The sequence below is a fragment of the Ruegeria sp. AD9 genome, assembly GCF_056542305.1.
In genome coordinates, this window is the sequence record NZ_JBQFZP010000006.1 from 1 (window position 1) to 18,715 (window position 18,715).

Sequence of the window (18,715 nt, forward strand, 5' to 3'; positions counted from 1 at the left end):
CCGGTGCGTCTCAACCGTCTTTCCAGTCCGTCAGGCCAACCTCAGCTGCGCCGGTGAAGGGGTATTTACGGATTAGACTCCCTACCCGCAAGCGGAAAATGACGATATTGATCTTTTTTTTGAGTTTTCTTTGTTTATTACTTAATTTCAATAGCTTATACGCAATCACAATTGCCCGCCACCCTTCCGTCCGGGTGCTATTAGGCATGATCTGACCGGCAAGCCCCTAAAAACAAAAGGGGCCGACACAAGATATAGAGACTCCGCAATTTCAAGATACAAGTCAGGGCGACTCGAAACGGGAAAACGAGTCGGATTTGCGGCCAGAATACGGTCAAAAACCTCTCACCCCCGTCGGACGCCTTGTACTGCGGGTCGCTCCCTGCCGGAATGTGGACGCATCAGGCACAATGTCGGCTATTGAACGCCCTGTCTTGCGCATCCCCTAAAGATGCGGTCAGGTTCCACCAATTCACTCTTCGATCCGAAAGCAGATCAGCAATGGCGCGCAATGTTCAGTTTCCTTTGGTCAGAACCGTCGGATTTGATGGCGCGCTGGTGACCTTTGCAGACAAGATGACCGACACCGCGAACCGGGCGGCGCTGGCGTTTCGGGCCGAAGTGGATCGTCTGCACTGGGATGAGGTGACCGAGTCGTCAGCCTCCCTGGGTTCGGCCTTTGTTCGGTTCGACACGCAGCGCATCTCTCATCAGAAGATGCTGCAAAAGCTTAGGGAACTGGTTGAGCAGAAGGACTGGTACATTACACCGCTGCCTGCCGGCCGCAGATTGTGGCGCGTTCCGACGGTTTACGGGACCGATCTTGCTCCCCAGCTTGACGATGCCGCCGCTGCCGCCGGCCTGACACCAGACGAAGCAATACGTAGGCTTGGACAGTCCCGCGTGCGGGTTCTGACCATCGGCTTCGCTCCGGGGCAGCCTTACCTTGGACCTCTGGGGCCCGAGTTCAACATTCCCCGGCTGCAAAGCCTGACCCCCATGGTGCCGGAAGGGGCTTTGGTTCTGGCGATCTCGCAATTTGTTCTGTTTTCCGGGCCGACACCAACCGGGTGGCGGCATATCGGACAGACCGCCTTTCGGTGTTTCCGCCCTGAAAGGGCCGAGGCCTTTACCCTTAGACCCGGCGATGAGCTGTTGTTCAAGCCCGTTTCCCGCGACGTTCTGGAACACATCAAGGCCAACAACGAGGACGGCACAGGCGGCGCAACCTGTGAGGAGATTGCACCATGAGCCTGATCGTCCACCGGATTGGCCCGGCCTGCACCATTCAGGATCAGGGGCGAACAGGCTATCTGGATCAGGGGCTGTCCCGGTCGGGGGTGGCGGACATTCTGGCCTTGCACGAAGGGGCGGCGTTGCTGGATCAGAGCGCAAACCTTGCGGCGCTGGAAATGGCCGGGATGGGGGGCGAATTCGAGGCGACGCATAACATGCGCATCGCCCTGACTGGCGCGCGGATGCAGGCCAGTATTGATGGCAGCCCTGTGGCCTGGAACGCGTCGCACCAACTGATCGCCGGGCAAAGGTTGGTTATAGGGGCGACGCTGGCTGGAAACTATGGCTATCTGCATCTGGGCGGAGGTATCGATGCCGAGGTTTTTCTGGGGTCCCGCTCAACCCATCTGACAGCGCGAATAGGCCGGGCGCTACAGCAGGGTGACAGGCTGACCTGTGGACCGGATGCAGGCAACAGCGGGATGAAACTGGCTGCTGCCGAGCGGTTTTCGGGCGGGGTGCTGCATGTGATTGCCAGCTTTCAGACCCCTTTGTTTGATGGCGCAACACTTGAACGGTTTGCCCAAACCAATTTCCGGCGCGGCGCACGCGCCAACCGGATGGGCATGCAGCTGGACAGCGACGGCGACGGCTTTGCTGCCTCAGGCCAGCTGAATATCCTGTCCGAGGTGATCACCCCCGGCGATATCCAGATGACCGGCACTGGCGACCCGTTCATCCTGTTGCCGGAATGTCAGACCACAGGCGGGTACCCTCGTATCGCGACCGTTCTGCCATGCGATATGCCCCGCGCGGCACAGACACCCGCAGGCGGCGACATCCGGTTCGAATTTGTCAGCATGGAACAGGCAGAAGAAATGCATAAAACGTTCCTGTCAGACCTTGCGCGCCTGCCCTCAAAAGTCGAGGCGCTGGTGCGTGATCCCCATGACATACCGGACCTGTTGTCCTACCAATTGATCGGCGGAGTGATCTCTGCCACCGACTAAGGAGATGTGCCAATGCCAAGCGTCGATCTGAATGCCGATATGGGGGAAAGCTTTGGCCCCTGGAAAATGGGCGATGACGAAAGCCTTTTGAAAATCATCACCTCGGCCAACATCGCCTGTGGGTTTCATGCCGGTGATCCGGATGTAATGGCATCAACGATGAAACTGGCGGACGAAAACGACGTCGGCATCGGCGCGCATCCCGGCTTTCCCGATCTGCAGGGATTTGGTCGGCGGAACATGAAGCTGCCCCATGACAACCTCCGCAATCTGGTCCGGTATCAGTTGGGGGCCGCAATCGGCATGGCCAACGCGGTTGGCACCAAAGTACGGCACCTGAAACTGCACGGGGCGCTGGCCAATATGTGTTCAGCCGATATCGATATGGCGCGCGCCTGTTATCAGGGCGCATTGGATGTTGATCCCGATATCATCGTCATGGTGCTGGCCGCGACAAAACAGGAAGAGGCCGTGCGTGAGCTCGGGTGCAGCTGGGTGGGCGAGATTTTTGCCGACCGTGCATATAATGACGACGGAACACTGGTTGACCGCAGCCTGCCCGGCGCCGTCATCCACGATGCCGAGGTCGCAGGCCCGCGCATCCTGAACATGGTCCGCGAAGGTGCGATCATCACCGAAAGCGGCAAGCGGCTGGAAACATCCATCGACACGATCTGCCTTCATGGAGACGGCCCGAACGCGGTTCAAATCGCTCGCTCGGTTCGCGACAACCTGATCGGGGGCGGTGTCGAGGTCACGAAATTCACCCGCTGAACATCATGCGTTAACGTCGGCAACCCAATTTTACGACTGTTGCCCGTACAGGTCTCAGCGCCTAGCATGACGGGCAAGCACATGTTCTGAAACCTACAATTTCAAACGATAGCTCGCCCCGGTCGGGGTTCCGCGCAAGGAGGTAGTCGAATGTCCTTTGATCTGATGTCCTATCAACCCCGGGGCGACAAGAAGAACTCGGACTTCTTTGCGCAATACCTTCCGAAAATCTACGAGCGCCGGACAAGCTCGGGCATCGCCGATCAGGTCGGGCCAATGCGCGCAATCTGTTTGCAGATCGAAACCGACGCGCTGTTCGATACCCTCGTCGAGCTTTACGTGATGACACCCTATCGCCACAGCGCCAGCTATCTGGGGCAGACCCACAAATTCTCGATCCTGCATTCGCATCCCGACTATCCCGCGCTGATCGTGATGGCCCCGCTCAGCCCGGGTTTCGAAGACTTTATTCCCCGCATCAATCGCATGTACCCGCTGGCCCGCAACACACCCCAAACGCGGTATGTTGGCGAGGTTTTCGCGGCCAGTGATCTGAAGGCACTGACCGGGACGCTTGAGGATCAGAACATCCGCTTCGAATATGCCGGAGACACCGAAAACCCGTTCTACACATTGAACGGCTTCCGGTTCACGACCCCTTCGGATTTCACCTGCAACCGGGTCGGATATTCGACACATGATTTCAACGACACAGACAGCCTGGGCCTTGGTGATCGCGTGTTGCTGAGTGACGCGGAACAAGCCCGGCTGGATCAGGCCGCCGCTTTCGGATCGGATAGCAAAATCGCGCCTTTGATGCTGGGCATTGATCATCTGGCGACGCGCGTGCTGGCGGGTGAGCGCGAGGATGCGATCCTCGAATTCCTGACCATGGTGCCCTACTATTTCTGGGGGGCCTACAACATCTTCGACATGAACTCGTCCACCAACGTGAACCGCAACGCCAATGTGGATGATGACAAGAAATCCCCGGCCAAGGTTTTCACGGCCAATAACACGCCGTCCTTCGTCAACTCATTCGCCAAGCTGCCGATGCCGACCGAAGATTTTGTGCGCAATTTTGGCCGTCGCCTGCATCACATGGCAGTCGAGATCAAGGATGGCGATCATGGCGCCGGGGAAAAGAATGTTGACTTTGTCGTGAACACGCTGAAGGACAAGGGCGTGCCGTTCCTGGCGCATGTAGTGGGCGAATGCAAAGACGACCCTAACCTGAAGCAGATCTTCTCAAAACACTCGAAGAACACGCTGCTGATCACCGAATATATCGAGCGGTGTCACAAGTATGACGGGTTCTTCACCAAGGACAATGTCGCCGCCCTGACCGCCGCCGCGGGACAGGACGAGCAATATCAGCACGGTCACGTTTTCGATTAAAAAAGGGCTGCGGATGACCGCAGCCCAGACCCAACAGGAGAGAATATGCCGGACCTTATGATGGCCCGATCATGAAACAGGTGACATTGCGGGCTTGCAGGCGGCGACACGCCAGATCGGCCTGTTCCCGCGTCATGCCTTGGAATGTCGCGTCAAAGCCGCGCGAGCTCTGACTGACCTTGCGCAGACTGCCATCCAGCGTGGTCATCTCCGACAGCGCCGTTTTCAGCAGAACCTTCTCGGCCTCGTATCGTGTGGTGTAGCGGCCCACATTGACCCCCCACAGATGCCCACCGGACGAAGACAGGCGGGTAACCACTTCCTGCTCGGGCTCTGGCTGGCTGACGGGCTCGGTCGAGGCCAGCACCAGATTGTCCGGGCGCAGCGCCGGTCGGGTATCGGATGTTTCAACTGGTGGGGCGGCTGGGGTTATATCCGCTTCGGCAATCGCTGCGGCAATGCCGCTGCTGATACGGTCGCTGTTCTGGTCTGCCGATGCCGCAACCGCACTTGCAACCTGTGTCGCAGCGCTGGGGCGCCCAAGCGGGCGCAGGCTGGATTTCGGTGCGCCGCTCAGCGCTGCGACCTGGGTATCGCCCCCCAACCCGGCATTGCCCGCATAAACCGGGCGCTCAGGCTTGCGAATGGGTGCGCGCGACGGGGCAAGGCGAAACCCCAGATCCAGCAGTTCCGCAACCTTGGCGTTCCGCGACTCTCCGGATTTTCCGCCAAAGACAGTTGCGATGATACGCTCATCCTTGCGTTTGGCCGACGCCACCAGGTTGAACCCCGCCGCACGTGTGTATCCGGTCTTTATTCCGTCCGCACCCTTATAGGCTGCCAGCAGGCGGCGGTTGGTGTTGGGAACAGTCTTGATACCGGCATCCGTCGATTGGCGCGAGAACAGGTTATAATACTGCGGGTAATCATACAGCAGATGCCGTCCCAGCGTGGTCATGTCGCGCGCGCTGGACAGGTGCCCTGCCTCAGTCAGACCATGCGCATTCTTGAAGGTCGTGCGGCTCATGCCCATCGCTTTGGCGGTTCGGGTCATGCGGCGGGCAAAGGCCGCTTCCGAGCCACTGATGGCAATGCCGATCGCCGTAGCCGCGTCATTGGCCGATTTTACCGCAGCAGCACGGATCAGATAGCGGAACGCAATCGTCTGGCCCGCGCGCAGGCCCAACTTCGACGGGGGCTCGGCCGCTGCCTTCTGGGTAATCCGAACGGGTGTATCCAGCGTGATCTCGCCGTTTCGCACCGCCTCAAACGCGATATACAGCGTCATCATCTTGGTCAGCGAGGCCGGGTGCAAGCGCGCATCCGCATTGCGTGAATGCAGCTCCTCGCCAGTTCGGGCGTCGATCACCATAGCTGCATAAGGCGCCGCCATGGACCTGAGCGGCGCAAACGCCAGCACACATAGCAACGCTATAAGGAAAAAGCCCATTCGGGCCGGAACTGTCCGCCGAATCTGCACGATCTTTGCCTCTGTCTGCCTCGCGCTGCCGGGTTTTCCCGGTCAGCAAAAATTATTTTATTGTCCCCAAGGCTATCACAGCGACCCAATGAAATAAACCGAAAGCTGAGGTTTTCGCAGTTTCGATTTGCTTCTGGGCTGAGGCTATATCTTGCGAAATTCCCCCTCAGAACCACCAAATGCGCGATAAAGGCGAAACTGCGTCAGGATGCGGCAGGGTTTATGTGAAACTGAGGCGAAAAGGCAACATCACTTCAGGTTGCCCAGCAGATCGGTCAGATCGCCCAAATCTCTCAACTCGCGGAATCGGGGGCTGTCGACAGGGGCTTCGGCATGTTCCACCTCCCAGACCAGACCGTGGGGCACGTAGACGCCCCAGCACCCGGCCTGAATCGGGGCTACGACATCTGACCGCATCGAATTGCCGATCATCATTGCGGCAGTCGGGCCATCACCATGACGGTCGAACACGAACCGATAGGTTTCGGGCGTCTTTTCGGAAACGATTTCCACACCATCGAACAGATCACCCAGCCCGGATTGGGCCAGTTTGCGTTCCTGATCGATCAGATCACCCTTGGTGATCAGGATAACCCGATACGCATCGGCAACACCTTCGACAGCCTCGCGGGCATGGGGCAACAGCTCAATCGGATGGGCCAACATCTCTTGCCCTGCTTCGATCAGCTGCCGGATGACCGACGCAGGAACGAGGCTTTCGGTAACTTCGATCGCAGTTTCGATCATCGACAGGACAAACCCCTTGATGCCATACCCATATCGCTGAATGTTGCGTTTTTCAGCAGCAAGAAGTCGCTCCATCAGGTGATCACGATTGGCATGATCGGCCAAGAGTTCAGCAAAACGAGCCTGCGTCAGCTGAAAAAACCGTTCGTTATGCCAAAGGGTATCGTCCGCATCGAACCCGATTGTCGTCAGCTTGGTCGTCATCCCGTTTACGTCCGCTTGCTCTTTTCACTGGCCATGCACACGTTATATAAGCGCCAAGATAAACCCCAAGCCTGAATCGGACAGTTGCACACGATGCTTGAAATGATCTGGATGATGTCTGACAAGCCGGACGACGACAGTGACGCGTCCGTCCTGGTACAGACACGCCCAAAAACCAAGCGTCCGCCTTTATACAAGGTCCTGTTGCTGAACGACGATTATACACCGATGGAATTTGTGGTGCATGTGCTTGAACGCTTCTTCGGCATGACCCATGCGCAGGCGTTCGAGATCATGCTGACCGTTCACAAGAAAGGCGTGGCCGTAGTCGGTGTTTTCAGCCACGAAATTGCCGAGACCAAAGTTGGTCAGGTGATGGATTTTGCCCGCAGGCACCAGCACCCTTTGCAATGCACAATGGAACGCGAAGAGTAAGGCCTTTGGCCTGACGCGCGCGCCTCTCTCAGCCGGAATTGCCCATGTCCCCTCGTCTGGAACTTGCCTTGCAAAACGGCCTGACGCTGTCCCCCCCTCTTAGCGTGATTTGCCCCACACCCGACCATGATCTGTCTGCGCTGGCGGGCGGCGCACAAGTTGTGCAGCCTTTCAAACCATTTCACGACCATTTCGCCGCGCAGGGTTTTGAAACGGTGCCCGACGCAGATGGCCCCTGTCAGGACGCCATTGTCTTTCTGCCCCGCGCCAAGGCACTGGCCCGGTCGCTCATTCATCAGGCCTGTGCGCGGGCGAGCGGCCTGGTTGTCGTCGACGGTGCCAAGACGGACGGTGTGGACAGCATATTGAAGGATGTGCGCAAGCGGGTTCCGGTCGAGGGACCGCTTTCCAAAGCACATGGCAAGATTTTCTGGTTTCAGGCCGATGATCAGGCCTTTGCGGACTGGGCCGCGCCGAAACATCAGATGGTTGACGGATACCACACAGCGCCGGGTGTGTTTTCAGCGGACGGGATTGATCCTGCCTCAGCCCTGTTGCTGAAGACTCTGCCTGACCGGCTTGGTCCCTGCGTGGCCGATCTGGGTGCGGGATGGGGGTATCTGTCTGCGGAAATCCTGAAGCGCTGCGGGATAACCTCGCTGCATCTGGTCGAAGCTGACCATGCGGCCCTGACCTGCTCGCGGCTTAATGTCACTCAATCCCAGGCGCATTTCCACTGGAGCGATGCCGTATCCTGGACCGCCCCGGAACCTATCGACACCGTTGTGATGAACCCGCCATTCCACACGTCTCGCAGCGCGGATCCCGCCTTGGGGCAAGGGTTTATAACCTCCGCCGCCCGCAATCTGACACGCAACGGAACCCTTTGGATGGTCGCCAACCGGCACCTTCCTTACGAAGCTACACTGAACGAACATTTCGCTCAGGTCGGTGAAATTGCCGGCGACAACCGGTTCAAGGTATTCCAGGCCTCTCGCCCTCGGCGTTAAGGCCCGTTAACCTGCGCCCCAATTCAGGAGGATTCGGATGTCCTTTTCCATCGCTGGCAAGACAGCAATCGTAACGGGCGGGGCCAGTGGCATCGGCCTGGCCATCGGGCGGCATTTCGCGGATGCGGGCGCAAATGTCATGTTTGCCGACATAGATGAAAAACGCCTGATCGACGAGCTTGGAGAACAGGCCGAAGGCAGCAATATCCGGTACTTTGCGGGCGATCTGCGCGAAAAGCTGACCATAGCCAACCTGTTATCTGCGACGCTGGATGCGTTCGACCAGGTGGATATTCTGGTCAACGGCGCACGGCAAGTGATCCCGTCTGATCCGCTGGATCCGGATGACGATTCGATGCGCACCCTGCTGAACCAGAACCTGATGCCCGCCTTGCGGCTCAGCCAGTTGGTCGCAAATCGCATGATCAAACAGGCCGACGGCGATGTCCAAAACCCGGCGGGGACGATCATCAACCTGTCCTCGATCGCGGCCCGGCGGACCCACCCCGATCTGATGGCCTATTCCGTTTCGACCGCTGCACTGGATCAGCTGACCCGGTCCCTTGCGGTTGCGCTGGCTCCGAAACGGATCCGCGTCAACTCGATCGCGCTGGGTTCGGTCATGAGCGCATCGCTACAATCGACCCTCAAGGACAATCGCGACTACCGCGTCGATATCGAAAAGCACACACCCCTGGCCCGTATCGCCTCGGCCACGGAACTGACGGAAACCGCGCAATATCTTGCGTCTGATGCCGCCGGTTTCGTCACCGGGCAGATCCTGACAATCGACGGTGGCCGTACCCTGCTTGACCCAGTCGCGGCCCCTGCACATTAAGACCCATGTTCAAAACAGAAAAATCTACCGCCTCCGCCTGGTTTCGCCAATTGCGCGATGACATCGTTGCAGCGTTCGAAGCCCTCGAAGACAGCCACACCAACGGGCCGTTTGCCGATGCCGCACCCGGGCGGTTCGAGGTCAAGGAAACCAAACGCCAGTCGGACGATGGGTCAGACGCGGGCGGCGGGTTGATGTCGGTCATGCGCGGCGGTCGAGTGTTTGAAAAAGTAGGTGTCAATGTCTCGACCGTCTACGGCACGCTGGGCGAACGTGCGCAACAGGCAATGGCGGCGCGCAAAGGCATCCCCGGAATGACCGAAGACCCGCGCTTCTGGGCGTCGGGGATCAGCCTTGTGGCCCATATGCAGAACCCCCATACCCCGGCGGTTCACATGAACACACGCATGTTTTGGACACCCCATGCCTGGTGGTTCGGTGGCGGCTCGGACCTCAACCCCTGCATCGAGTATCGCGAGGACACCGCGCATTTCCACGCCACGCAAAAGGCGCATCTGGACCCGCACGGACCCGCCCATTACCCGCGCCTCAAGGACTGGGCCGACGAATATTTCTACATCCCTCACCGCAAACGCGCGCGCGGCGTCGGCGGGATCTTCATGGACGACTATTGCACCGGTGACTGGCAGGCGGATTTCGCCCTGACACAGGATATTGGCAGAGCCTTTCTGCCCGCCTTCCTGCCCTTGGTTGAAAAGCGCCGCGTTCAGAACTTCTCAGAAGCGGACAAGACCACCCAACTGGTGCATCGCGGCCTTTATGCGGAATACAACCTAGTCTATGACCGGGGCACAAAATTCGGTCTGGAAACCGGGCATGACCCGGATGCCGTTCTGATGAGCCTGCCGCCGATGGCAAAATGGGTCTGACGATCAGAACGTGTCCATGATGAAATTGTCGTAGCAATAGTTCTGCGCCGACACCGCCGACATGTTTGCTCCGACTTTCTTGACCGTGATCGAATAGCCGGGTTTCGTATCGGCCCCCGGCGGCGGAGTCATGGAAAACTGCACCGTTCGCACGCCGGGTTCATACGCCCGCCAGATATAGATCCTCTGCAAGTTCGGAACGCCCAGTGTGCGAATGGCATAATCTCCGATCCCGCACCAATAATTGACCGGCGCGGATGAACCGACAGCCTTTACTTCGTAAACCCCGTCCGGCAAGGGCGTGATCTCGGTTCGGAACTGCGGCCGGACTGACAGGCCGAACCCAACGGCCCCGGCCACCGCAGGCGTCATAACAAGTGTGGCAGCGATGAATGGCTTGAGAAAACGCATGATCCAGATATCCCGAAACAATGGCACCAATACCGATAGCATAACCACGACACCCTGCGAGTAAAGTGGGGCACACCAGCTGCGCCGGCACAGTTATCCGGGGAAATTCCACTATTCATATCGCCGGAAACAAGTACACTACCCGAAAGAATTAATAACGCATCAAACTGTCGGCAGTTCCGTTGAACAAGAGTTTTCCAAAAGACTGGTTCGATTTCCCACCCGAGAAATATGCGGATCTGGGTGCGATGTTTTATCTCGCGGGTCTGACGAAAACGCACCAGAAACGTAATCTGGCACAAGTTCTTTATGCGTTCGAAACCCCGTTTCGTCTGGGCCAATACCAGATCTTCAGGCAGAATGGCTTTCCCCGCGGATTTGTCACTTTTGCCGGTCTCAGCCCCGAGGCCGAGTATCGCTATGCGGTGAAAGAAAATCCGCTGATGGACAAGGATTTTACCAGCGGGTCCTCCTTCTGGATCATCGACCTTGTCGCGCCGTTTGGACAGACCAGCCAGATTGTTGATTTCCTCAAGCAAGAGATCCCGCATCCGCGCGTGCGCACCAACCGAATGGACAGCGACATGACACGCAACCGGATTGTCGAATGGACGCGGGACGATGCAGGCGAGGTTCATATGCGCCTGTACCGAAAGAAGGAATTTGAGCGGATGCTGCAACAAGGCGAGGTCTAGTTGGTTTCAGTTCCGATCACAGGTGAATTGACCGGCAACGTGACCGGGTCCCCACCCAATGTGGCGATGGGGCAACCCACGCTGAACAACGGAAACTTTACACCGCTCACCCAAACCTGGACAATTGCGACACCCCCTGCCAACGGTACAGCCACGATCGACCCAAATACCGGTGAGTGGACCTATACGGTCGATCCGACGTATTTCGACAGCCTCGACAATGGTGAAGTTGTCTTTGATTCCTTCTTCATCAGTGTCTCGGGAACAACGCAAGCCGGTCCGATTACACTTCCTTTTACCGGCTCTCCGGACCCGGTAGAGGTGGTCATCCGGATCGAAGGCGTGTGTTTCGTAGCCGGAACCCTGATCGAGGCCGAAAACGGCCCCCGCGCCATCGAGACCCTGAAGGTCGGGGACAAGGTGGCGACAGCCGACCACGGGTTGCAACCTGTTCGCTGGATCGAAAGCAGCACGATCCCACCCGACCGATTACGCGACGAACCCGCAATGTGGCCCGTTCGCATCTCGGCAGGCAGTCTGGGACCCAACACACCCTCGCGGGATCTTCTGGTGTCTCAGCAGCACCGTATTCTGGTGAAAGGCCCCCGGGTCGAACTACTTTTCGGAACCACCGAAGCGCTGGTTGCCGCCAAGCACCTGTGCAGATGGCCCGGAATAGGGCTCGATACCTCGGTTGAAACGGTCGAGTATCTGCACATCCTGCTGGATCGGCACGAAATCCTCTCGGCGGATGGGGCACAGGCGGAAAGCCTGTTTCTGGGGGAAGAGGCGCTACATACCCTTTCATCCGACGCGCTTCAGGAACTGGCCGCAATATTTCCCGACCGTCCCTCCTCCGGCCATCAGGGGTTTGGGCGCGCCGCGCGCCTTATCCTGCTGGAACACGAAGCCCGCGCACTTGCCTGAGGTCAGGTGCCGGTCCCGATGCGGCCACCGACATTCTGCGGGGCCAGTGCAACCGTCTTGATCACGGCATGGCACGTGCTGCCCGGCTGCAAGTTCAACGCCGCAACTGACCGGCGCGTGACCCGCGCCAGAACAGTCCCAGCCAGTGTCCTGACCGACACGATCGCTCCGGGACCTTCACCCGACCGGATCGAGTCGACCGTCCCGCTGAGCACGTTCAATGCCGACAGACCCTCGGGCTTTTGGACGGACAGGATCACCTCCTGCGCCGGAATGCGAATTCGCAGATGTGTGCCGACCTCCTGCCCGATACGTGGCAGAAACAGACGCGCGCCATTTGCGTTCAGCTCGGTCAACCCGTCAGCGTGGTGCTGGTGCACCTGCACTTCCAACACGGCCCCGACCGCGCGCACACCTGCGGGCGCCACGGACGGATCGGACAGAACCTCGGACGCGGGACCATGGCGGACGACCCTGCCATCCTGCAAAGCGACAACCGATGTGGCCAGACGGGCCACCTCGTCGGCTGAGTGGGTCACATACAGGATCGGGACAGACACCTCATCCCTGAGACGCTCGAAATAGGGCAGGATCTCCGCCTTGCGGGCCTCGTCCAGCGCCGCAAGCGGTTCATCTGCAAGGATCAGTCGCGGGCTGGCCAGCAACGCCCTGCCTATCGACACGCGCTGTTTCTCGCCCCCTGACAACCCGGCTGGACGGCGGTTCAGAAGGTGGCCGATCCCCAGCATCTCGATGACTTTTTCCGGGTCTTCACGCCGCGCGCTTTTGGGGGCGAACCAGCGGCCATAGGCAAGGTTCTGGCGAACGGTCAGATGCGGGAACAACCGCCCTTCCTGAAAGATATAGCCCAGCCGCCGCCGGTGCGGCGGCAGCCAGTGCCCGCGTTCGGTGTCAATCAACACCCAGTCATCCACGGCCACCCTGCCCGCGCGCGGTCGCAGCAATCCGGCCACCGCGTTGACAATCGTGGTCTTGCCCGACCCGGAACGCCCGAACAGCACAGTCACACCGGGTGGCGCGTCAAAACTGACCTCCAGATCGATCCCCGGTAGCTGATGATGCAAGCGAACAGACAAGCTCATGATCCGGCCACCCGCGCTGCGGCGCGCCGTCCCACATATTCCGACAGCAGTAACGCGCCCATGGCGATGACGATCGAGATCAGGACCAGCCTTGTTGCAGCAGCCTCGCCCCCCGGTACCTGCAAAAAGGCGTAAACAGCCGATGGCAATGTCTGCGTCTGTCCCGGAATATTCGACACGAATGTAATCGTGGCCCCAAACTCACCCATGGCCTTGGCAAAGGCCAGAATGGCCCCGGCGATGACACCGGGCAGGATCATCGGCAAGGTTACGGTCAGAAACACCATAGGCCGCGACGCCCCCAGCGTCGCCCCAGCCTGTTCCAGCTTCGGGTCAACCGCCTCGATCGACAGACGTATCGCCCGGACCATCAGCGGAAACGCCATGATACCTGCGGCCAGCGCGGCCCCAGTCCAGCGAAAGGCGACCACAATGCCGAACTCGGCCAAAAACCGCCCCAACGGCCCCTGAATGCCGAAAGTCAGCAACAGAAGATACCCCGTCACTACCGGCGGCAGGATCAAAGGCAAATGCACCAGACCATTCAGAACCTGCCGCCCGGGGAACCGCCAGCGGGCCAGAATGTAGGCAACAAAAATGCCGAACGGCAAAGTGGCCAGCGTCGCCCAGAACGACACGCGCAGCGACAGCTTCAGCGCTTCAGCTTCGGCGGGGCCCAACCACTCCAACGCGATCACCCGCCCGGCAGGGAAAATCCCTGCTCCTGAAAAATTGCCAAAGCCGCATCGCCGTGCAGATGATCCAGAAAAGCCCGCGCCGCACCTGTGGCATTACCTGTCATCGCCGTCGGATAGATGATCGGAGGGTGCAGGTCGGTGGGAAAACTGGCCACAACACTGACCCGCTGTTCCGCCTGCGCATCTGATCGATAGACGATCCCCAGAGGCGCGGCACCGGTTGCCACAAGGGCCAGCGCAGCGCGCACATTGTCGGTTTGTGCCACTCGGTCCTGCACCGCCTCCCACTGGTTCAACCCCTGCAAAGCCGCCTTGCCGTAGATACCGGCGGGCACCGCATCGACCAGCGCCATGGCCAGAAAGCCTTCGCCCAGCTCGGCCCTGAGGTCTTGAACCGCCCGAATATCGCCCAGATCAGGACGCCCCGCAGCGCCGATCAGAACCAGACCGTTGCCCAGCAAATCCGACCGTGTCCCAGGCTGCAACAAGCCCTGTTGTTCCAGAAAATCCATCCATTCGGGATTGGCCGAGATGAACACGTCCGCAGGCGCACCCTGCTGAATCTGACGCGCCAGCACTGAAGACGCTGCGTAGGACACGGTGACATCGTGACCCGTCCGCTCTGTGTATTCCGTCGCGATTTCGTCCAAAGCGGTCTTGAGGCTGGCTGCGGCAAAAACCAAAACCCCTTCTGCCCCGGCCCGGACCGGAGCCAGCACAAATGCGCCAAGGACCAGTGCCACCATCCAGATACGGCAGGCGAAGGGTAGGATCATGTGTGCTCCCGACCGGAAAGTTGCAGTCTCTTCGGGCATATCGGAGGCCATAGGGCGCTTGCAAGCGCCTTTGATCTTTTACACCCGCTGATCCAGATCAGGCGCTGGCAACCCACCCCGGCCAGCCTCGTCAACCTGTGGTCACCCCAGGCACGCGTTGATGGGGGCGGCATTTCCTATCCGCAACCCATCGCGGAATAAAAATCTCACAGACCCTCTTGCGCACGCCCGCTGGCTTGGCTACATGCAGCGTCACGGGTGATTAGCTCAGTTGGTAGAGCGCTTCGTTTACACCGAAGATGTCGGGAGTTCGAGTCTCTCATCACCCACCATCCTTTCCCCACAATGTATCAAGGTCTTACGCGACTGGCATCTATTGCTATGCTGCGCATGAAACCGTGTCCGCTGCGCATTGATCGCCCGGCAGTTTAAATAGCGTTTTCTTGATTAGTGACGCGTATCTCAGCATGATCCGAATATGTCGGATGAAATGGACACGTGGCTTAACGACCTCGGACTGGGTCAGTACGCAGATGTTTTTGCGGTAAACGACATTGATGCGCGGGTTCTGCCACTGCTGACAGGCGACGACCTGAAAGAGCTTGGGGTAAGTCTTGGTCACCGAAAGATCATCCTTGCGGCAGTTCAGGATTTGGTTGGCTCTGGTCACCTGTCTTCATCAGCGCCTGCCGCAGGAGAGCCCACCCGCGAGAATACTCGGCCATCCGCCGTTGATGTCGTGCAGGGCGAAGCTGCACCGACGAAAAAGCCCATCGCGCCCGCGGCTGAACGGCGTCATCTGACAGTCTTGTTTGCGGATCTGGTCGGCTCGACAGAGCTGACCAACCGTTTTGATCCCGAAGACATGCGGGATCTGCTACAGAACTATCAGGATACCGTCGCGGGGGCAGTGAGCAGGTATGGTGGCTATGTTGCGAAATACCTTGGCGACGGTCTTCTTGTGTTTTTCGGCTGGCCAACAGCCTACGAAGATCACGCCATTCGCGCAATAAAGGCGGGGCTTGAGTGCGTCCACCGGGTTGAAGAGCTCAACACTCCTGACGGTGAGCGTTTGTCGGTCAGACTGGGTATCGCGAGCGGCGATGTCGTAGTCGGCGACACGATCGGCGAAAACTCGTACGAGGAAGGTGCCATGACCGGGCCGGCGGTCAATCTGGCGGCGCGGATACAGGAACACGGCTTGCCGAACTCGGTGGTTTTGTCTGCGGAAGAAACCGAAGCCGCCTTGCACCGGATATTCGAGTTCGAGACCCTTGGATCAACTCAATTGAAGGGGTTCAAAGACCCTCGGACCTTGTTGAAGGTCGTATCGGAACGCAGCGCGGAAAGCCGGTTTCGCGCGTCGTACAAGGATGACGCCGACAGTACCATGATTGGCCGGGACTACGAAAAGGGGATCCTGTTGCAATCGTGGCAGCGCGCCCAAAGCGGTCATGGTGAGGTGGTTCTGCTGTCGGGTGAGGCTGGAATAGGAAAATCGCGCCTGACTGAGGGGTTTCTTGCGGATGTCACGGCAACCGGACAGGCCGATGTGATAAGGCTGAACTGCTCTCCCTATCTGACCAGCAGCCCCTTTCATCCGGTCACCCAGCGTATCTCGCAGGATGCAGGTGTTGAACCGGATTTTGATGACAATCAAATTCTGGAGCATGTCAGGAAGCTGCTGGAAGGCCGGGAAGGTCTGGACTGGGAACAGGTTCTGCCTGTCTTTGCAGCGCTGGTCGCGCCGCGCAGCGCACTGGCTCGTGAAGTTCTCGAGATGTCGCCGCAGGAGCAACGCGACATAACGATCCAAACCCTGATCCATACGGTGCAGGTCCGGGCAAGCGTGCGCCCGGTTATTCTGTGTGTTGAGGATGCACATTGGATCGACCCCTCGACGCAAGCCCTGCTAGAGCGGTTCAAGGCGATTTGCACCGATCTTCCCCTGATGATCCTGATGACCCACAGACCCGGGTGGGACCTGGCCCGCGATGACGGGGACACGCATGTTCAAACACTCCTGCTGCGCCGGTTCGGTTCTGCTGATGTCGCGGATCTGGTCCGCAATATCACTGGCAAGGACCCGGACGATGCCTTGATCGCGACAATCATCGAAAAGACGGACGGTGTGCCCCTGTTTGTCGAAGAATTGACCCAGGCGATCGTGAATGCTGACGAGCAGGGACAGGTCCGCATACCATCGTCGCTGAAGGGCGCCTTGATGGCGCGGCTTGATGCAGTTTCGCCCGAGGCCAAACAGGTCGCGTTGACGGGGTCAGTCATTGGGCGGGAATTTGAACCAGATTTGTTAAGGGCCGCGATGGGGCTGGAACGCGCAGATATCAATCTTCGCCTCGAAGAACTGTCGCGAACGGGACTGATCTTTGAAAGCGGAAACAACCGCGGGCATTTCGTGTTCCGCCATGCCCTTATCCGCGATACGGCATATCAATCCATGTTAAGCTCTACCCGCAGGCAGCAACATTCAGACGTTGCCCGCGCACTGATCGCGATGCGATCTGCTGAAATCGAACGCCGGCCCGAGCTGGTGGCCCGCCATCTGTCAGAAGCAGAAGAATGGCGCGCCGCATTCGACAAATGGGAAGCTGCGGCTGAAATGGCGTTGGCCCGGTCAGCCAGCCAGGAAGCGATGACTAATGCGCAGGAGACGCTCAAAGCGGCTAAGCAGCTGAACTCGGAAACCTGCCCGGAAATGGTCAGGGGCATGATCCTGGTTGGCCGCAGCCATGACAGCCAGGGTCAGTTGTCCGAGGCGATAGCGGTTCTGAAAAGTGCATCTACCGCTGCCCAGAAACTCCACGATGTGGAGCTGGCAGCCGATGCAGCCAATCATTTTGCTGACTCGTGCATGATGACGAGCAAGCGACATCACGAAGCGATTGACCTTTGTGAAAAGGCGCTAAAAGACCTGTCTGACAATGACGAAGTCAGGCGGTGCCGGTTGATGAGCCAACTTGCGCGGGCGTATATGTTTGTCGGCCAGTTTTCCGTAGGCACCCGCTTTGGTCAGCAATCCATGGAACTGGCGGCGAAGCTTGGGGATCATAAATCCCAGTTTTCGGTAATGATGATGCATTTTGGGGCGCCATTCGTTGCGCGCAACGGGCAAGAGGCACGACATTGGCGTGAAAACCTGGACGCCATGCATCAGGTAGCGGAACACCTTGGCAGTATTGATCAGGGCCGCGACCGGACGCTCAGCCTGTTTGTCGGCGCTGAAATGGCCGACCGCGACCTGTTGGACAACTCACTCGAATTGCTGACGGCGATTTCCGAAAAGGACAATCATCTGCAACTCTATTGGGTTCAAAAACACGCACGCGCCATGGTTGCAATCATGGACGGCGACTTTGTTCAGGCTGAAAAGCACGCCACCGAAGCGGTCAAGATCGGTCGAAAAACGCACGGCGAACATGTCGAGGGCGTTTTCGGCGTTCAGATGTTTACCATCCGGCGCGAGCAGAACCGCCTGCACGAGGTCGCGCCTGTGATCAAGAAACTGATGACCGACAGTCCCGAAGACATCTCGTGGAAGCCTGGTTTTGGCCTTATCGCAGCCGAACTGGGATACACGGAACCGGCTGAAAGAATACTGAATGAAATGGCGGAAAACGGCTTCGACCTACCGCCAGATGCCATGTATTCAACAACTCTGTCCTATCTTGCCGACATCTGCGTGGCTGTCGGGCATCCGGGTCATGCCCAGACGCTTTACAGTATGCTGCAACCTTACGAAGACCTGACGATCACCGCAGGGGCAACCACAGTTTGCACAGGTGCCGCAGCCAGACGCTTGGGGAGACTGGCAACGGTGCTGAAAGACTGGGAAATTGCCGGGAAGATGTTCCGGAAAGCCATCGAGATTGACACGCGGATGAATTGCCCGCTCTGGATTGCGCATTCCAAGGCAGCGTATGCATCAGCACTCAGACAACAGGGCCGCCCCAGCGATTTGGAACTGGCGTTTCAACTGGAAGGGGAAGCGTTGGCAATATCACAGAAATTGAGTATGGTTTCCCTTAAGTCAAAGCTCGAAGGGGTAGCCAGTTAAGGTCCGGA

General features: G+C 58.6%; 17 protein-coding genes and 1 tRNA gene. 12 read left to right on the forward strand and 6 right to left on the reverse strand.

The window, feature by feature from the left end:
- Nucleotides 1-501: 501 nt before the first annotated feature.
- The 4 genes from ACR0AM_RS10405 (at nt 502) to ACR0AM_RS10420 (ending at nt 4,418) form a co-directional block, all read left to right on the forward strand.
- On the forward strand, nt 502-1,251 hold the full coding sequence (locus ACR0AM_RS10405) for a 5-oxoprolinase subunit B family protein (protein ID WP_480622850.1): 750 nt from the start codon (nt 502-504) through the stop codon (nt 1,249-1,251).
- Nucleotides 1,248-2,246: a 5-oxoprolinase subunit C family protein gene (locus tag ACR0AM_RS10410; protein ID WP_480622851.1), complete on the forward strand. Its 999-nt coding sequence runs from the start codon at nt 1,248-1,250 to the stop codon at nt 2,244-2,246. Before ACR0AM_RS10405 ends, ACR0AM_RS10410 begins: the two co-directional genes overlap by 4 nt.
- Before the next feature lie 12 nt (nt 2,247-2,258).
- Nucleotides 2,259-3,020: a LamB/YcsF family protein gene (locus ACR0AM_RS10415; RefSeq protein WP_480622852.1), complete on the forward strand. Its 762-nt coding sequence runs from the start codon at nt 2,259-2,261 to the stop codon at nt 3,018-3,020.
- Nucleotides 3,021-3,170: 150 nt separating this feature from the next.
- Nucleotides 3,171-4,418, forward strand: coding sequence for a hypothetical protein (locus ACR0AM_RS10420; protein WP_480622853.1), 1,248 nt, complete (start codon nt 3,171-3,173; stop codon nt 4,416-4,418).
- Between the two features lie 55 nt (nt 4,419-4,473).
- On the opposite strand, the gene ACR0AM_RS10425 is transcribed toward ACR0AM_RS10420, so the two are convergent.
- Both ACR0AM_RS10425 and ACR0AM_RS10430 read right to left on the reverse strand, forming a co-directional pair.
- Entirely contained in the window at nt 4,474-5,868 is a 1,395-nt protein-coding gene (locus tag ACR0AM_RS10425) for a D-alanyl-D-alanine carboxypeptidase family protein (protein ID WP_480475350.1), read from the reverse strand.
- Nucleotides 5,869-6,147: 279 nt separating this feature from the next.
- Nucleotides 6,148-6,849, reverse strand: a complete 702-nt coding sequence (locus ACR0AM_RS10430) for an HAD family hydrolase (protein ID WP_480475348.1) — start codon at nt 6,847-6,849, stop codon at nt 6,148-6,150.
- A gap of 93 nt (nt 6,850-6,942) precedes the next feature.
- Between ACR0AM_RS10430 and clpS the strand changes: the two genes are divergently transcribed.
- Genes clpS through hemF form a run of 4 tightly spaced genes read left to right on the forward strand, consistent with a single transcriptional unit; the run spans nt 6,943 to nt 10,022 of the window.
- A complete protein-coding gene (gene clpS, locus ACR0AM_RS10435; protein ID WP_209598551.1) occupies nt 6,943-7,284 on the forward strand; it encodes an ATP-dependent Clp protease adapter ClpS in 342 nt (113 codons plus the stop codon).
- Nucleotides 7,285-7,328: 44 nt separating this feature from the next.
- Nucleotides 7,329-8,294: a class I SAM-dependent methyltransferase gene (locus ACR0AM_RS10440; RefSeq protein WP_480483343.1), complete on the forward strand. Its 966-nt coding sequence runs from the start codon at nt 7,329-7,331 to the stop codon at nt 8,292-8,294.
- Between the two features lie 37 nt (nt 8,295-8,331).
- The gene (locus tag ACR0AM_RS10445) at nt 8,332-9,132 is read left to right on the forward strand and encodes an SDR family NAD(P)-dependent oxidoreductase (protein WP_480622854.1); all 801 of its coding nucleotides are present in this window, start codon (nt 8,332-8,334) and stop codon (nt 9,130-9,132) included.
- 5 nt (nt 9,133-9,137) lie between these two features.
- Nucleotides 9,138-10,022, forward strand: coding sequence for an oxygen-dependent coproporphyrinogen oxidase (gene hemF / locus ACR0AM_RS10450; RefSeq protein WP_480495567.1), 885 nt, complete (start codon nt 9,138-9,140; stop codon nt 10,020-10,022).
- Nucleotides 10,023-10,025: 3 nt separating this feature from the next.
- Here the strand turns inward: hemF and ACR0AM_RS10455 are convergent, their stop codons facing one another.
- Entirely contained in the window at nt 10,026-10,475 is a 450-nt protein-coding gene (locus ACR0AM_RS10455; protein WP_480622855.1) for a hypothetical protein, read from the reverse strand.
- A 140-nt stretch (nt 10,476-10,615) separates the two neighbouring features.
- Here ACR0AM_RS10455 and ACR0AM_RS10460 point away from each other — a divergent pair, with 140 nt between their 5' ends.
- Together ACR0AM_RS10460 and ACR0AM_RS10465 are read left to right on the forward strand one after the other, a co-directional pair.
- Nucleotides 10,616-11,128, forward strand: a complete 513-nt coding sequence (locus tag ACR0AM_RS10460; RefSeq protein ID WP_480622856.1) for a toxin-activating lysine-acyltransferase — start codon at nt 10,616-10,618, stop codon at nt 11,126-11,128.
- Entirely contained in the window at nt 11,129-12,055 is a 927-nt protein-coding gene (locus ACR0AM_RS10465) for a Hint domain-containing protein (protein WP_480622857.1), read from the forward strand.
- Between the two features lie 2 nt (nt 12,056-12,057).
- Here ACR0AM_RS10465 and modC read toward each other — a convergent pair whose 3' ends face one another.
- From modC to modA, 3 genes are read right to left on the reverse strand one after another with little or no spacing between them, the layout of a single operon-like run.
- Nucleotides 12,058-13,158, reverse strand: coding sequence for a molybdenum ABC transporter ATP-binding protein (gene modC, locus ACR0AM_RS10470; RefSeq protein ID WP_480622858.1), 1,101 nt, complete (start codon nt 13,156-13,158; stop codon nt 12,058-12,060).
- A complete protein-coding gene (modB, locus tag ACR0AM_RS10475; protein WP_480476900.1) occupies nt 13,155-13,847 on the reverse strand; it encodes a molybdate ABC transporter permease subunit in 693 nt (230 codons plus the stop codon). The genes modC and modB overlap by 4 nt, the downstream gene beginning before the upstream one ends.
- 5 nt (nt 13,848-13,852) lie before the next feature.
- Complete coding sequence (gene modA, locus ACR0AM_RS10480; protein ID WP_480622859.1) at nt 13,853-14,632, reverse strand: molybdate ABC transporter substrate-binding protein; 780 nt, start codon at nt 14,630-14,632, stop codon at nt 13,853-13,855.
- A 256-nt stretch (nt 14,633-14,888) separates the two neighbouring features.
- Between modA and ACR0AM_RS10485 the strand changes: the two genes are divergently transcribed.
- Nucleotides 14,889-14,964: transfer RNA gene (locus tag ACR0AM_RS10485), tRNA-Val, on the forward strand.
- Nucleotides 14,965-15,110: 146 nt separating this feature from the next.
- The gene (locus ACR0AM_RS10490; RefSeq protein WP_480622860.1) at nt 15,111-18,707 is read left to right on the forward strand and encodes an adenylate/guanylate cyclase domain-containing protein; all 3,597 of its coding nucleotides are present in this window, start codon (nt 15,111-15,113) and stop codon (nt 18,705-18,707) included.
- Nucleotides 18,708-18,715 lie beyond the last annotated feature (8 nt).

What these genes read in the sequence shown, in the direction of transcription:
- clpS (WP_209598551.1), top strand. Translation starts at nt 6,943, where the DNA reads ATGCTTGAAATGATCTGGATGATGTCTGACAAGCCGGACGACGACAGT.
- ACR0AM_RS10490 (WP_480622860.1), top strand. Translation starts at nt 15,111, where the DNA reads ATGTCGGATGAAATGGACACGTGGCTTAACGACCTCGGACTGGGTCAG.
- modA (WP_480622859.1), bottom strand. Translation starts at nt 14,632, where the DNA reads ATGATCCTACCCTTCGCCTGCCGTATCTGGATGGTGGCACTGGTCCTT.
- ACR0AM_RS10405 (WP_480622850.1), top strand. Translation starts at nt 502, where the DNA reads ATGGCGCGCAATGTTCAGTTTCCTTTGGTCAGAACCGTCGGATTTGAT.
- ACR0AM_RS10430 (WP_480475348.1), bottom strand. Translation starts at nt 6,849, where the DNA reads ATGACGACCAAGCTGACGACAATCGGGTTCGATGCGGACGATACCCTT.
- modC (WP_480622858.1), bottom strand. Translation starts at nt 13,158, where the DNA reads ATGAGCTTGTCTGTTCGCTTGCATCATCAGCTACCGGGGATCGATCTG.
- hemF (WP_480495567.1), top strand. Translation starts at nt 9,138, where the DNA reads ATGTTCAAAACAGAAAAATCTACCGCCTCCGCCTGGTTTCGCCAATTG.
- ACR0AM_RS10445 (WP_480622854.1), top strand. Translation starts at nt 8,332, where the DNA reads ATGTCCTTTTCCATCGCTGGCAAGACAGCAATCGTAACGGGCGGGGCC.
- ACR0AM_RS10420 (WP_480622853.1), top strand. Translation starts at nt 3,171, where the DNA reads ATGTCCTTTGATCTGATGTCCTATCAACCCCGGGGCGACAAGAAGAAC.
- ACR0AM_RS10455 (WP_480622855.1), bottom strand. Translation starts at nt 10,475, where the DNA reads ATGCTATCGGTATTGGTGCCATTGTTTCGGGATATCTGGATCATGCGT.
- ACR0AM_RS10425 (WP_480475350.1), bottom strand. Translation starts at nt 5,868, where the DNA reads ATGGGCTTTTTCCTTATAGCGTTGCTATGTGTGCTGGCGTTTGCGCCG.
- ACR0AM_RS10415 (WP_480622852.1), top strand. Translation starts at nt 2,259, where the DNA reads ATGCCAAGCGTCGATCTGAATGCCGATATGGGGGAAAGCTTTGGCCCC.
- ACR0AM_RS10440 (WP_480483343.1), top strand. Translation starts at nt 7,329, where the DNA reads ATGTCCCCTCGTCTGGAACTTGCCTTGCAAAACGGCCTGACGCTGTCC.
- ACR0AM_RS10410 (WP_480622851.1), top strand. Translation starts at nt 1,248, where the DNA reads ATGAGCCTGATCGTCCACCGGATTGGCCCGGCCTGCACCATTCAGGAT.